This window comes from Couchioplanes azureus (assembly GCF_014648355.1).
Classification (GTDB): domain Bacteria; phylum Actinomycetota; class Actinomycetes; order Mycobacteriales; family Micromonosporaceae; genus Actinoplanes; species Actinoplanes azureus.
The window spans coordinates 299,928-312,802 of sequence record NZ_BMQY01000001.1; the positions used below are offsets into that span (position 1 = coordinate 299,928).

Annotated in this window: 14 protein-coding genes and 1 pseudogene; 8 read left to right on the plus strand and 7 right to left on the minus strand. The window is 71.8% G+C overall.

The window, feature by feature from the left end:
* Positions 1-45: 45 nt before the first annotated feature.
* The 4 genes from IEY99_RS01420 to pta all read left to right on the plus strand — a co-directional run bounded on the left by IEY99_RS01420 (position 46) and on the right by pta (position 3,953).
* A complete protein-coding gene (locus IEY99_RS01420; protein WP_189198836.1) occupies positions 46-861 on the plus strand; it encodes a class I SAM-dependent methyltransferase in 816 nt (271 codons plus the stop codon).
* 50 nt (positions 862-911) lie between these two features.
* Positions 912-1,091, plus strand: a complete 180-nt coding sequence (locus IEY99_RS01425; protein ID WP_071808697.1) for a DUF6104 family protein — start codon at positions 912-914, stop codon at positions 1,089-1,091.
* Positions 1,081-1,809: an AAA family ATPase gene (locus tag IEY99_RS01430; protein ID WP_189198837.1), complete on the plus strand. Its 729-nt coding sequence runs from the start codon at positions 1,081-1,083 to the stop codon at positions 1,807-1,809. Before IEY99_RS01425 ends, IEY99_RS01430 begins: the two co-directional genes overlap by 11 nt.
* A 68-nt stretch (positions 1,810-1,877) precedes the next feature.
* Positions 1,878-3,953 (plus strand): phosphate acetyltransferase, encoded by a 2,076-nt coding sequence (gene pta / locus IEY99_RS01435; protein ID WP_189198838.1) that lies wholly within the window; start codon positions 1,878-1,880, stop codon positions 3,951-3,953.
* Here the strand turns inward: pta and IEY99_RS33895 are convergent.
* Entirely contained in the window at positions 3,928-4,365 is a 438-nt protein-coding gene (locus IEY99_RS33895) for a hypothetical protein (RefSeq protein ID WP_229797992.1), read from the minus strand. The genes pta and IEY99_RS33895 overlap by 26 nt on opposite strands.
* On the opposite strand from IEY99_RS33895, the pseudogene IEY99_RS01440 reads away from it, so the two are divergent.
* Positions 4,358-5,395 (plus strand): annotated as a pseudogene (locus IEY99_RS01440) (acetate/propionate family kinase); the annotation flags it as partial. The gene IEY99_RS33895 and the pseudogene IEY99_RS01440 overlap by 8 nt on opposite strands.
* A gap of 567 nt (positions 5,396-5,962) precedes the next feature.
* On the opposite strand, the gene IEY99_RS01445 reads toward IEY99_RS01440, so the two are convergent.
* The 4 genes from IEY99_RS01445 to IEY99_RS01460 all read right to left on the minus strand — a co-directional run bounded on the left by IEY99_RS01445 (position 5,963) and on the right by IEY99_RS01460 (position 10,069).
* Positions 5,963-6,130, minus strand: a complete 168-nt coding sequence (locus IEY99_RS01445; protein ID WP_189198840.1) for a hypothetical protein — start codon at positions 6,128-6,130, stop codon at positions 5,963-5,965.
* A gap of 1,128 nt (positions 6,131-7,258) precedes the next feature.
* Complete coding sequence (locus tag IEY99_RS01450) at positions 7,259-8,209, minus strand: zinc-binding dehydrogenase (protein ID WP_189198841.1); 951 nt, start codon at positions 8,207-8,209, stop codon at positions 7,259-7,261.
* A gap of 144 nt (positions 8,210-8,353) precedes the next feature.
* Positions 8,354-9,628 carry an NAD(P)-dependent malic enzyme gene (locus IEY99_RS01455; RefSeq protein ID WP_373293267.1) on the minus strand — a complete coding sequence of 425 codons (1,275 nt, stop codon included), beginning with the start codon at positions 9,626-9,628 and terminating at the stop codon, positions 8,354-8,356.
* 132 nt (positions 9,629-9,760) lie between these two features.
* Positions 9,761-10,069, minus strand: coding sequence for a S26 family signal peptidase (locus IEY99_RS01460; RefSeq protein WP_189198842.1), 309 nt, complete (start codon positions 10,067-10,069; stop codon positions 9,761-9,763).
* Between the two features lie 85 nt (positions 10,070-10,154).
* Here IEY99_RS01460 and sodN point away from each other — a divergent pair, with 85 nt between their 5' ends.
* Genes sodN through IEY99_RS01475 form a run of 3 tightly spaced genes read left to right on the plus strand, consistent with a single transcriptional unit; the run spans position 10,155 to position 11,498 of the window.
* Complete coding sequence (gene sodN / locus IEY99_RS01465) at positions 10,155-10,559, plus strand: superoxide dismutase, Ni (RefSeq protein WP_189198843.1); 405 nt, start codon at positions 10,155-10,157, stop codon at positions 10,557-10,559.
* A 53-nt stretch (positions 10,560-10,612) separates the two neighbouring features.
* The gene (locus IEY99_RS01470; RefSeq protein WP_189200499.1) at positions 10,613-11,056 is read left to right on the plus strand and encodes a GNAT family N-acetyltransferase; all 444 of its coding nucleotides are present in this window, start codon (positions 10,613-10,615) and stop codon (positions 11,054-11,056) included.
* A gap of 28 nt (positions 11,057-11,084) precedes the next feature.
* On the plus strand, positions 11,085-11,498 hold the full coding sequence (locus tag IEY99_RS01475; RefSeq protein WP_229797994.1) for an ATP-binding protein: 414 nt from the start codon (positions 11,085-11,087) through the stop codon (positions 11,496-11,498).
* A gap of 345 nt (positions 11,499-11,843) precedes the next feature.
* Here the strand turns inward: IEY99_RS01475 and IEY99_RS01480 are convergent, their stop codons facing one another.
* Together IEY99_RS01480 and IEY99_RS33900 are read right to left on the minus strand one after the other, a co-directional pair.
* Positions 11,844-12,539, minus strand: coding sequence for a FadR/GntR family transcriptional regulator (locus tag IEY99_RS01480; RefSeq protein ID WP_189198845.1), 696 nt, complete (start codon positions 12,537-12,539; stop codon positions 11,844-11,846).
* 65 nt (positions 12,540-12,604) lie between these two features.
* Complete coding sequence (locus IEY99_RS33900; RefSeq protein WP_229797996.1) at positions 12,605-12,838, minus strand: hypothetical protein; 234 nt, start codon at positions 12,836-12,838, stop codon at positions 12,605-12,607.
* Positions 12,839-12,875 lie beyond the last annotated feature (37 nt).

Sequence of the window (12,875 nt, forward strand, 5' to 3'; positions counted from 1 at the left end):
CGGCATTTCATTGCTCTCGTGGCATGCCGCGCGTACATTCCGATCATGCCTCTGCGGAAGACCGCCAATTCATACCTGCGCCGGCTCACCGGCTACGAGATCCGCAAATACCGGCCGCCGGTGCGCAAGCCGAAGCCCGCACCGAAGCCCCAGCCCGTCGCCAAGCCGCTGCCGCCGCAGCCTCCGACGCTGCACGACTTCACCAAGCTCAGCGTGATGCTCGAAGTGTCGCCGACCGCGTTCCTGGAAGCCCTGGGCTGGCCGGCCGACGAGGTGGCGAAGGTCGCCGACGAGTTCGACGAGGTGTCCGAGCGGCTCGACCAGCGCTATTCGCAGACGGAGACGGTCTTCCCGCCGCGGTGGGGCGTCGAGCAGTCGACGGGCCTGACCCTCTACGGACTCGTACGCCTGCTCCAGCCCTCCGTCGTCGTCGAGACCGGCGTGGCCGACGGGCGTTCGTCCTTCATGACCCTCAGCGCGCTGGAACGCAACGGCCACGGCATGCTGCACAGTTTCGACGTCCGCGCCGAGGCCGGCAACCTGGTGCGCGGTCACGCCCAATGGAATCTCACGATCAGCGACGCCAAGGATCCCCGGCGCAGTTTCACCGAGGCTATCGAGAAGCTCGACACGATCGATCTTTTCCTGCACGACAGCGACCACGGATATCCGAACCAGATGTTCGAATACGAGTCCACCTGGCCGAAGATTCCGGTGGACGGCATTCTCGCCAGCGACGACGTCGATCTCACCAAGGCCTACGTCGATTTCGTCACCCGCACCCAGCAGCGCCCGCACTTCCTGTTCGACCGGCGGAAGATCCTCGGCGCGGTGCGTAAGCAGGAGGTCGACACCGACTGACGCGGCTTCCCCGCCGCCGCCGGCACGATCGTGGCCCCTAGTATCCAGGCATGTACTTCACCGATCGAGGCATCGAGGAGCTGGTCGAGCGGCGCGGCGAGGAGACCGTGACCCTCGAGTGGGTGGCCGAGCAGCTGCGGACCTTCGTCGACGTCAACCCGGAGTTCGAGACGCCGATCGAGCGGTTCGCCACCTGGCTCGCCCGCGACGACGAGGACGATGAGGAGTAACCCGCTCCCGGATCGGCCCGTCCGCCGGATCGAGCGGGACCCGGAGGCCGAGGTCGACCGGGCCGCGTGGTGGGCGAAGATCCCCGCCGTCGCGGCGCTGCTCGACCACGGCCTCAACATCCCGGCCGGGGTCACCTTCCTGGTCGGCGAGAACGGCTCCGGCAAGTCCACGCTGATCGAGGCGCTCGCCGTCGCCCACGGCCTCAACCCGGAGGGCGGCTCGCGCTCGGTGCGCCACCGCAGCCGGGTCACCGAGGCGCCGCTGGGCGAGGCGCTCAAGGTGGTCCGCACGCCCGGGCGGCGGGCCAACGCGTACTTCCTGCGCGCCGAGACGATGCACGGGCTCTACACGTACCTGGAGAACCTGCCCGGATCGCCGGACGGCGACCTGCACGACCGCAGCCACGGCGAGGGCTTCCTGGAACTGCTCTCCCGCAAGTTCCACGGGTACGGCTTCTACCTGATGGACGAGCCCGAGGCGCCGCTGTCGTTCACGTCGACGCTCGGCCTGCTCGCCCGGCTCGACGCGCTGCGGGCGGACGGCGCGCAGGTCGTGGTCGCGACCCACTCTCCCCTGCTCACCGCCCTGCCGGACGCGACCGTCCTGGAGCTGGGCCAGCACGGCATCCGGCGCACGAGCTGGGACGGCCTCGAGGTCGTGGCACACTGGCGGCGATTCCTCGACGATCCCGGCGGCTATCTGCGCGAGCTGCGCTGAATCCGGTCCGCCGGCCGTTGTCCACAGGGTCGCGCGACGCCCGGCGCGACGGTGGCCGGACCGGTACGTTGAGGTCTGTGGCAAGCAGCGTCTACGTCGCCGGGCTCGGGCCCTCGGTCGGCAAGGGAACGGTCGCGCTCGGCGTCGTCGAGCTGTTGTCCCGGAAGGTCGCCCGCATCGGGGTGTTCCGCCCGCTGGTCTCCGGCTCCGGCAAGGATCCGCTGCTCACACTGCTGATGAGCCGCTACCCGCTGGCCGCCGGACATGACGACTCCTACGGCGTCACGGTGTCCGAGGCGGCCGCCCTGGTCGCCGACGGCCGGCGCGAGGAGCTCGTGTCCCGCATCGTCGAGCGTTACCGCGCGGTCGAGCGGGGGTGCGGCTCGGTCGTCGTGATCGGCAGCGACTTCGCCGACGGGCAGGACGACGGCGGCGACGAGCTGCCCCGGGAGCTGGCGTTCAACGCCCGGCTCGCCACCGAGTTCGGCAGCGTGGTCCTTCCCGTCGTCAGCGGTCAGGGGCGGCGGGGCGATCTCGGGGCGGCCGTGCGGTCGGCGTACCACTCGCTCGTCGATCTCCATGCGACAGTGCCGGCGGTGATCGCCAACCGGGTGCCCGCCGGTGTGGAGACCCCGGACGGCCTGCCCGTGCCGGTCTGGGCCATCCCCGAGGTGCCGGCCGTCGCGGCACCGACCGTCGCCGAGGTGGCCGCCGCGCTCGACGCGACGGTGGTGACCGGCAACGAGCACGCCCTCGACCGCGACGTGCTCGACTATGTCGTCGGCGCGGCACACGTGCCCGCCGTGCTCGACCACCTCACCGACGGGGCGCTGGTCATCACCCCGGGCGACCGGGCCAACCTGCTGGTCGCGGCGAGCGCCGCCCACGCCGCCGGCAACGTCACCCTCGCCGGGCTGGTGCTGACCCTCGGCGAGTTCCCCGACCCCCGCGCGGTGCGGGTCATCGAGCGGCTCAACACCGGCCTGGCGATGCTGGTCGTGCAGAGCGACAGCTACCACACGATCAACGCCGCCGGCCGGATCCAGGCCCGGCTCAGCACCGTCACCCCGCGCAAGGTGGAGGCCGCGCTCGGCGCGTTCGAGGAGCACGTCGACACCGCCGAGCTCGACCGCCTGCTCGACGTCACCCGGTCCAGCCGGGTCACCCCGCTGATGTTCGAGAACGACCTCATCGACCGGGCCCGCGCCGAGCGCCGCCACCTGGTGCTCCCCGAGGGCGCCGAGGAGCGCATCCTGCGCGCCACGGAGACCCTGCTGCGCCGCGGCGTCGCCGACCTCACCCTGCTCGGGGACCCGGCCGAGATCACCCGGCGGGCCCGCGAGCTGGGCGTCGAAATCGGCGCCGCCCGGCTGGTCGACCCCGCCACCAGCGGCTGGCGCGACACCTTCGCCGAGCGCTACGCCGAGCTGCGCAAGCACAAGGCCGTCACCCTCGACCTGGCGTTCGACGTGGTCCGCGACGTCAACTACTTCGGCACGATGATGGTCGCGGCGGGCCTCGCCGACGGCATGGTCTCCGGCGCCGTCCACACCACCGCCGCCACCATCCGCCCCGCCTTCGAGATCATCAAGACCGTCCCCGGCCTCACGGTCGCGTCGAGCGTCTTCTTCATGCTGCTCGCCGACCGCGTCCTGGTGTACGGCGACTGCGCGGTCAACCCGGACCCGGACGCCGCCCAGCTCGCCGACATCGCCCTCTCCTCCGCCCGGACCGCGGCGGCGTTCGGCATCGAGCCCCGGGTGGCGATGCTGTCGTACTCGACGGGCACCTCCGGCGCGGGCGCGGACGTCGAGAAGGTCGCCGCGGCCACCGCCCTGGTCCGCGAACGCCGTCCGGACCTGCCGGTCGAGGGCCCGATCCAGTACGACGCGGCCATCGACCCGGCGGTCGCCGCGACCAAGCTCCCGGACAGCCCGGTGGCCGGCAAGGCGACGGTGTTCGTCTTCCCGGACCTCAACACGGGCAACAACACCTACAAGGCGGTCCAGCGCTCGGCGGACGCGGTGGCGGTGGGCCCGGTCATGCAGGGCCTCCGCCGCCCGGTCAACGACCTCTCCCGAGGCGCGACGGTCAAGGACATCGTCAACACCGTCGCCATCACGGCGATCCAGGCCCGGTCATGAAGATCCTCGTCCTGAACTGCGGCTCATCCTCGGTGAAGTACCGCCTCTTCGACTCCCCACCCGCCGCCACGACACCCCAGCCGATCCCTTCCCCGGTGTCGCCGTCTCCCCACGCCACGGACCGATCTTCCGCGGCCTCGCCGTCTGCGGCCTCGCCGTCCGCGCGCTCATCTTCCGCCGCCGCGCCGTCTGCGGCCTCGCCGTCCGCGCGCTCATCTTCCGCCGCCGCGCCGTCTGCGGCCTCGCCGTCCGCGCGCTCATCTTCCGCCGCCGCGCCTTCCGGAGCTTCGCGTTTCGCCGGCGCGCCCTCCGCCCCGGCGCCCTCCGCCCCGGCGCCCTCCGCCCCGGCGCCCTCCGCCCCGGCGCCCTCCGCCCCGGCGCCTTCCGCCCACAAGCCGGTGACGCTGGCCAAGGGGCTGATCGAGCGCATCGGGGAGGCGGGCGGAGACGCCCCGGATCACACCGCCGCCCTGCAACGAATCATGGAGTCCGTGGACCTGGAGGACCTCGGCGCGATCGGTCACCGGGTCGTGCACGGCGGCAGCCTCTTCAGCGAACCGACGCTCATCGACGACGAGGTCGTGGCGACGATCGAGGGCCTGGTGCCGCTCGCGCCCCTGCACAACCCGGCGGCCCTGAGCGGCATCGCGGTCACCCGCAAGCTCCTGCCTGAGGTTCCCCAGGTCGCCGTCTTCGACACGGCGTTCCACCAGAGCATCCCGCCGGAAGGCGTCACGTACGCCATCGACGCCGGCCTGGCCGCCGCCTGGCAGATCCGGCGCTACGGCTTCCACGGGACGTCCCACGCGTACGTGGCCCGCGAGACGGCGGCCCTCCTCGGCCGACCGCCGCAGGAGACCAACGTGATCACCCTCCACCTGGGCAACGGCGCCAGCGCCTGCGCGGTCCGGGGCGGCCGCAGCGTCGCCACCTCCATGGGCATGTCCCCACTGCCCGGCCTCGTCATGGGCACCCGCAGCGGCGACATCGACCCCACCGTGATCTTCCACCTGCACCGCGTGGCGGGCCTCTCCATCGAAGAGATCGAACGCTCCCTGACCCGCTCCGCGGGCCTGCAAGGCCTGGCCGGCGCCAACGACATGCGCGAAGTCGAACGCCGCCGCGCGGAGGGCGACCCGGCGGCCACCCTCGCATTCGCCGTCTACTGCCGCCGCATCAAGGAACACGTCGGCGCCTACCTCGCGATCCTCGGCCACACCGACGCCATCACCTTCACAGCCGGCATAGGCGAGAACTCCCCGACGGTACGGTCCACAGCCCTGCACGGCCTGTCCGCACTCGGCATAGAAATAGACGAATCTCGCAACAACCGAGGCGACCGGATCATCTCCCCGGACAACGCAAGAGTCGCGGTCTGCGTAGTCCCCACAGACGAGGAGCTCGAAATAGCCGAAGAGACAAGGGCCGCCCTGCGACCCTGACCCAGCCCGGCCCGCATGGCACCCCGACAACCCCTGGTCGCGTCCGGGCTCTTGCCACCGGGCTGAGCCGTGTCAGGCTGCCGATAAGAGTAGGCCTGGCACAGCAACGGTCCCGCTCCCCGTGGGCGCCGTTTGTAGTCGGCCCGACCGACGACGATCACACGGTGTGGAGGCCTGTTGAGAGCCGGCCCCGACCAACAGCGCCCGCATGGCGCGGTTCCCGTTGAGAGTCCGCCCGGCCAGCAGCGGTCACGCGGACGTGGAACGTCGGTCCGGCCAGCAGCGGTCACGCGGACGTGGAACGTCGGTCCGGCCAGCAGCGGTCACGCGGACGTGGAACGTCGGCCCGTCCAGCAGCGGTCACGCAGGCGCGGAACGTCGGCCCGTCCAGCAGCGGTCACGCAGGCGTGCAACGTCGGTCCGGTCGGCAGCGGTCACCCGGGCAGGGAACGTCCGTCCGGCCGGCAGCGGTCACCCGGGCGCGGAAGGCGAACGTGTCCAGCAGCGGTCACGCGGGCGCGGAAGGTCGGTCCGGCCGGTGGCGACCACGCGGCTCGGAGGCCGCCGTCAGCTGACGGCAAGCCAGGCGATGAGGGCGACCAGGACGACCGCTACCACGGCTCCACCGATGATCAGCGGCGTCTTCGAGGCCGCTGCCGGCTCCTCGGGTGCGTTCTGCGTGAAGGCACGGAACGCCTCGGTGTTGCCGCTCGGGTCGACGCTGTTGTCAGACATGCGGACGACCTTAGCGAAGCCGCGCGCCTCCCAGCCAGGCCCACCCCGCCCTTTACCAGGCCGTTCAGGGGAGCACCCACGATTTCACTCTCCGGTGGGAGTGTCTCCGCGCCCGGATTGCCCCGGCACGCCGCCCCGACGAGCCCGAACCATGACTCGGTGTGCCCCTATCTCCCGCTAGGAGTGACCTACGTCGGCCCTCCCCACACCCGAACGGGTGCCGGACAAAGGCACCGATCCGGCCAGCGGCGGGCCCCCGCCCTGAGCTGAGCGCCATGGACGTCGGCAACCATCGCCCGCGGGCTTCCGACGGCGTCGGAGACAGCCGTTGGGGTCGACGACGCGGGAAGCTGGCTTTGGACTCCAGCAAGGGGAACCCGACAACCTCCACCTGCACGCGAGGAGCACCGCCCGCGCGCCCTGGAGCTCGGCAACGAGATCACCGGCGGCCCCTTCAACCACCAACCGCCTCCAACGACGCATTGCCGTGCGCAACTAGCACCGCCCGCGCGCAACAAGCGCCCCGCGCAACGAGCACCCCTGCGCGCGACGAGCACCTGCCGCGCGCAACGGACGTCGCCCATCTGCCACCACCCGCGCCTCAACGAGCATCACCCGCGCGTCCGGCGAAACCGCCCGCGCCTGGCAAGCCCCGGTGCCGAGCTAAGCGACACCCGCACTGGGCAAGCAACGACCGCGCCCAGCAAGCAACGACGGCGCCCAGCACACAAACGACCGCGCCCAGCGGGCAACGACGGCGCCCAGCACACACACGACCGCGCCCAAGCAAGCAACCACGGCGCCCAGCACACAAACGACCGCGCCCCAGCAAGCAACGGTCGCGGCCGGGCGGGGCACCGCTCAGCCGTAGCAAGCACCCTTCCGGCTCAGCGCGCGGCCGCCCCGATCCCCTGAGAGCCGCCGAGGCCACTGGCACGGTCATGCCGGCCGCGGCTCGCGGGCCGGCCGCTGCCGGCGAAGAGCCTCGAGGCTGACGCCGGTCGACGTGCACCCGCGGATCGACCCGAGCAGAGACGCGCGACCTGTGGCGTCCGCGCGTCTTGCCAGGGTCGTTCGTGCCGGGCTGGACCATCCGCCGGCTGCGCGGCGGACCTCGGCGGCGCGGTGTCAGTGGAGGTGGTCGATGGCCACCTTGCCGAACACCTCGCCCGAGTGGAGGCGGGCGAAGGCGTCCGCCACCGCGGTGAAGCCGTACGTCGAGTCGATGACCGGGCGGATGTCCTCGGTGACGCAGAGCTTCAGGAGTGCGGCCAGTTCGTCGGCGGTGCCCATGGTGCTGCCCAGGATGTCGAGCTGCATCATGAAGACGCGGCGGAGGTCGACCTTCGGGAAGGGGCCGCCGGTGGCGCCGCAGACCACGATGCGGGCGCCGGGGGCCGCGCACTTCAGGGAGTGCTCGAAGGTGGGGGCGCCGACCGACTCGATGACCACGCCGACGCGTTCGGGGAGGCGGGCGCCGGGTTCGACCGCGGTGGCGCCCAGAGCGGCGATCTTCTCGCGCTTGCCGGGGTCGCGGCTGGTCGCGTACACCCGCTTGCCGAGGGCCGCGGCGAGGACCACGGCCGCGGTGGCCACGCCGCCGCCCGCGCCCTGGACCAGGACCGCTTCCGCCTCGGCGACGCGGCCGCGGGTGGTGAGCATGTGGTACGCCGTGAGCCACGCCGTCGGCAGGCATGCCGCGTCGAGGAAGGAGAGCCCCGCGGGCTTGGGCACGAGGTTTGCCGCCGGGACGGCCACCCGCTCGGCGAGCGTGCCCGGCCAGCGCTCGGACAGCAGCGAGAAGCCGCGCGGGTCCTGCGGGTCGTCGACCACCGGGTAGACGACGACCTCGTTGCCCTGCGCGTCCACGCCGGACGCGTCGCAGCCGAGGATCATCGGTAGCCGGTCGGCGGGCAGGCCCACCCCCCGAAGTGACCAGATCTCGTGGTGGTTGAGCGAGCTGGCCCGGACGTCGACCGTCACCCAGCCGTCGGGCGGCGACGGCTCGGGCAGGTCGCCGACGGTGAGGGCGGCGAGGGGCTCGTCCGGCTTCGTGGCACTGGCGTAGGCGGCGCGCATGCCGAGAACGCTAGTCACCCCCTCGGTGGCACGCCACCCACCACGCTTCCCCTGTGGATAACAGCACGACGGGGCCGGCACCGCGGCGAACCGCGGCCGCCGGCCCCGAAGAGGCTTGCGGAGTGAGAGACCGGCCGAAACCGGTCAGGACCGAGCCGAACCCGCCGGCACCGGGACGGAAACCCCCGACAAGGAAGGCGAAGAGGACTGCGACGCAGGCGCCGCCTGCCGCCGTGCCACCCCGTCCCGCTCCGCCGCCGCGGCCACCGCAGCCGCCACCGCCGGCGCCACCCGCGGGTCCAGCGCCGACGGCACGATCGCGTCCGGGCGCAGGTCGTCCGAGACCACCTCGGCGATGGCCTCCGCCGCCGCGACCTTCATCCGTTCGGTGATCCGGGTGGCGCGCGCGTCGAGCGCACCGCGGAAGATGCCCGGGAACGCCAGCACGTTGTTGATCTGGTTGGGGAAGTCGCTGCGGCCGGTGGCCACGATGGCGGCGTACTTGTGGGCGATCGTGGGCGGCACCTCGGGCGTGGGATTGGCCAGCGCGAAGATGATGCCTCCCGGCGCCATCCCGGCCAGCGCCTCCTCGGCGATGGCGCCGCCGGACACCCCGATGAGGACGTCGGCGCCGATCAGCGCCTCCTTGATTCCTCCCGTACGCCCGGAGTAGTTCGTCTTCTGCGCGAGCGCCGCCTTCACGCCGGCGAGCCCGGGACGATCGGCGTGGATGATGCCCCGCGAGTCGCAGACGATCGTGTTGGCGCCCTGGACACCGGCGGCGATCAGCGTGTCGGTGATGGCCACGCCCGCCGCGCCCGCGCCGCTCACCACGACCCGCAGGTCGGCGAAGCGGCGCCCGAGCAGCGTGGCCGCGTTGCGCAGCGCGGCGAGCACGACGATCGCCGTACCGTGCTGGTCGTCGTGGAAGACGGGGATGTCGAGGGCCTCGTCGAGGCGGCGCTCGATCTCGAAGCAGCGCGGCGCGCTGATGTCCTCGAGGTTGATCCCCCCGAACGACGGGCCGAGCGCCTTGACCACGGCGATGATGCCCTCGACGTCCTGGGTGTCGAGGCAGATCGGCACGGCGTCGACGCCGCCGAACTGCTTGAACAGCACGGCCTTGCCCTCCATGACCGGCATGGCGGCCTTGGGTCCGATGTTGCCGAGGCCGAGGACCGCCGAGCCGTCGCTGACGACCGCGACGGTGTTGCCGGCCCAGGTGTAGTCGTGGTGCAGGTTCTCGTCGTCGGCGATGGCGGTGCAGACCCGGGCCACGCCCGGCGTGTACGCCAGCGACAGGTCGTCGCGGCTGGCCAGCGGAACGGTGGCGGAGATCGTCATCTTGCCCCGCTTGTGCAGGTCGAAGACGGGGTCGGCGGCCAGCGCGGGATCGAGCTCGAAACTGAAGATGGACACGGTGACTCCAGACACGCATCAGTACGTCGGTGGTGCCAGCCGGCCCTGGGCGCGAGTGTGCGCGGACCGACGTGCGATGCGGGGATCACCCGGTGAAGCAACCACATTCTGGTGTGTTGTGGTTACTGGACATTAACTTAGCCGACCCGGTCGAGGCCAGTACCGACACATCACACGTCCGATGACATCCGCCACCCCGTACGCCCGCGAGTCGTCGGTCACGAACTCGTTGTCCCCGCGTACCCACCAACCCTGGTCCTGGGCCCGGACCGCGCGCTTGACGACCAGCAGCTCCGGTCGCGAGCGGAAGCGCGCGACCACGATGTCGCCCTCGCGGACCCGCCGCGTCCGCCGCACCACCAGGGCGTCTCCCGAGCGCAGGGTGGGTGCCATGGACGGCCCTTGCACGAGTACGGCGAAGAGCGGCAGTTGCAATTTCATGGCATCAAATCCCGCGTGGAGTATGGCTCGGGGTGTAAGGGGTAGTGTCAGCACCGGATCATCGCAAACTCATGGAGGGGTCCCGATGCGACTTCCGCGTTTCTTCACGCCGCGCACTGTGGTCAGCGCGCACTGCGACCTGCCTTGTGGGGTCTACGATCCCGCGCAGGCCCGCATCGAGGCGGAGTCGGTGAAGGCCATCGCCGAGAAGTACCAGGCGAACACCGACCCCGAGTTCCGCACGCGCGCCATCATGATCAAGGAGCAGCGGGCCGACCTGGTCAAGCACCACCTGTGGGTGCTCTGGACGGACTACTTCAAGGCGCCGCACTTCGAGAAGTACCCGCAGCTCAACCAGCTGTTCAACGAGGCCACCAAGCTCGCGGGCGCGGCCGGCGCCAAGGGCTCCATGGACCCGGCCGTCGGTGACCAGCTGCTGGCGAAGATCGAGGAGATCTCCAAGATCTTCTGGGAGACCAAGCAGGCGTGAGTGCCGCCCGCATTCGGCCGGTACGTCCCCAGGACGTGCCGGCCGTTGTGGCGATGGTGCACGAGCTGGCCGATTTCGAACGCGAGCCGCAGTCGTGCCACCTGACCACGGAACAGCTCCGGGCGGCGCTCTTCGGTGACCGCCCGGCCCTCTTCGGGCACGTGGCCGTCGACGAGGAGGACGCTCCTTACGGCATGGCCCTCTGGTTCCTGAACTTCTCCACGTGGGAAGGCGTCCACGGGATCTATCTCGAGGACCTGTACGTACGCCCCGGCCACCGCGGCACCGGCGCGGGCGCCGCCCTGCTGGCCGAGCTGGCCCGCATCTGCGTCACCCGCGGGTACCGGCGCCTCGAGTGGGTGATGCTCGACTGGAACCCGGCGGCGGACTTCTACGCCGCGATCGGCGCGGCCGCGAGCAGTGGCTGGGTCCCCTACCGGCTGACCGGCGCCGCCCTGGACCGACTCGCCGAGCGCGCCTCGCCCGACAGGCGCTAGAGTCTCGACCATCGGGAGGATGGGGTCGGTGACTCAGCTTCAGACAACGCATCCGGAGCCGGCGTTCGGTGACGACGTCGTGCTGCTCACCGTGCCCGCCGACGGGGGCTACCTGGGCGTCCTGCGAACGGCGACGGCGGGTCTCGCGGCCCGCCTGCACTTCGCGCTCGACGAGATCGAGGATCTGCGCATCGCGGTCGACGAGGCCTGCGCGATGTTGCTGGCGATCGCCACCCGCGGGGCCGACCTCGAGTGCCGCTTCGCGGTCACCGACGACGCGCTCACGGTGGAGGTGACGGTCGCCACGGTCCGCGGGGCCCGGCTGCCGTCCGAGTCCTCGTTCGCCTGGAAGGTGCTGACCGCCCTGACGACGTCCGCCGCCGCCGAGGCGAACGGCCGGCACGCCACGATCAGACTGCTCACCCGCCGCACCGAAAGCTGAGCCGACGCGACCGGCCGGCCCGGCCCTTGCGAGGGCGACGGCCGCTCAGGCGGCACGAGACCGGGCCGGCGCGGGACCGGGCCGACGCGGCCGGCGTGAGACCGGCCCGACGCAGCCAACGCGAGACCGGCCCGACGCGGCCAACGCGAGACCGGCCCGACGCAGCCAACGCGAGACCGGCCCGACGCAGCCAACGCGAGACCGGCCCGACGCAGCCAACGCGAGACCGGCCCGACGCGGCCAACGCGAGACCGGGTCGACGAATCGGGGCACAAAACCGGGCCGACGGATCGGCCGGCACGAGACCGGGCCGACGGATCGGCGGCGGGAGCCGGCGACTCCGCCTCAGCGGGCGGCCACCGCGGCGATGTAGTCCAGGTGGCGGCGTCCCGCTTCCATCGCAGCCGCCGCATCCCGGTTGCGCACCGACGTCAGCAGGTCCCGGTGGTCCGCGTCGATCCGCTCCCAGTAGTCGTCCGGCAGCGCCTCGACCACTTCCCCGCCGATCCCGATGTTGTAGAGCGGCCGGGTGATCAGCTCGAAGAGCGGATTGCACGTCGCCGAGGCGATCGCCGAGTGGAAGGCGGTGTGCGCGGCCATCATCGTGTCGAGCTCGTCGAGGTCGGGGTCGAACATCGCGCCGCGCAGCTCCACGAGGTGGGCGTCGGAGCGGCGTTCCGCGGCCAGCCCGGCCGCCGGGATCTCCACCGCGCGCCGCAGTTCGAGCAGGTCGGCGAGGCCCACCTCGGCCGAGTTGGCGAGCAGGGTCAGGCCGGTGGAGAGCGCCTCGGAGAGCTGCAGGGCGTCGGGGTGGGCGACGAAGCTGCCGCCGGTCACGCCCCGGGTGGTGACGATCAGGTGCTGGCTGGCGAGCAGGCGCAGCGCCTCGCGTACGGTGCTGCGGCTGACGCCCGACCGTACGCACAGCTCCGGCTCGGGTGGCAGACGCTCGCCGGGCTGCAAGCGACCCGATGTGATCTCCTCGCGCAGTTCGTCCGCCAGAAGCTGATATGCCGGCGGGCGTACCGTCGATCCGGTCACTCGCTCACCCCCTTGTGATCCGCCACACTCAGGGTAGGCCTTTCCGCGCGCGACGGAAGTGCTGATCAGCCCACCCGACAACCATGTCGGCCGAGGTCACACCGGCGTGTCGCGCCACCCGGACGCGCCGCGGAGGCCAGCACCCGATAGCCAGGGCCCGGCGCGAACGGCAGGCCCGGCACGAACGGCAGGCCCGGCACGAACGGCAGGCCCGGCACGAACGGCAGGCCCGGCACGAACGGCAGGCCCGGCACGAACGGCAAGCCCGGCACGAACGGCAAGCCCGGCGCGAACAGCACGCCCCGCAGGAACGGCAGGCCCCGCACGGAGACCGAG

Bases quoted from the DNA above. Each gene is read 5' to 3' on its own strand.
- IEY99_RS01420 (WP_189198836.1), top strand. From the start codon at position 46: ATGCCTCTGCGGAAGACCGCCAATTCATACCTGCGCCGGCTCACCGGC.
- IEY99_RS01425 (WP_071808697.1), top strand. From the start codon at position 912: ATGTACTTCACCGATCGAGGCATCGAGGAGCTGGTCGAGCGGCGCGGC.
- IEY99_RS01430 (WP_189198837.1), top strand. From the start codon at position 1,081: ATGAGGAGTAACCCGCTCCCGGATCGGCCCGTCCGCCGGATCGAGCGG.
- IEY99_RS01445 (WP_189198840.1), bottom strand. From the start codon at position 6,130: ATGTCTGACAACAGCGTCGACCCGAGCGGCAACACCGAGGCGTTCCGT.
- IEY99_RS01450 (WP_189198841.1), bottom strand. From the start codon at position 8,209: ATGCGCGCCGCCTACGCCAGTGCCACGAAGCCGGACGAGCCCCTCGCC.
- IEY99_RS01460 (WP_189198842.1), bottom strand. From the start codon at position 10,069: ATGAAATTGCAACTGCCGCTCTTCGCCGTACTCGTGCAAGGGCCGTCC.
- sodN (WP_189198843.1), top strand. From the start codon at position 10,155: ATGCGACTTCCGCGTTTCTTCACGCCGCGCACTGTGGTCAGCGCGCAC.
- IEY99_RS01470 (WP_189200499.1), top strand. From the start codon at position 10,613: ATGGTGCACGAGCTGGCCGATTTCGAACGCGAGCCGCAGTCGTGCCAC.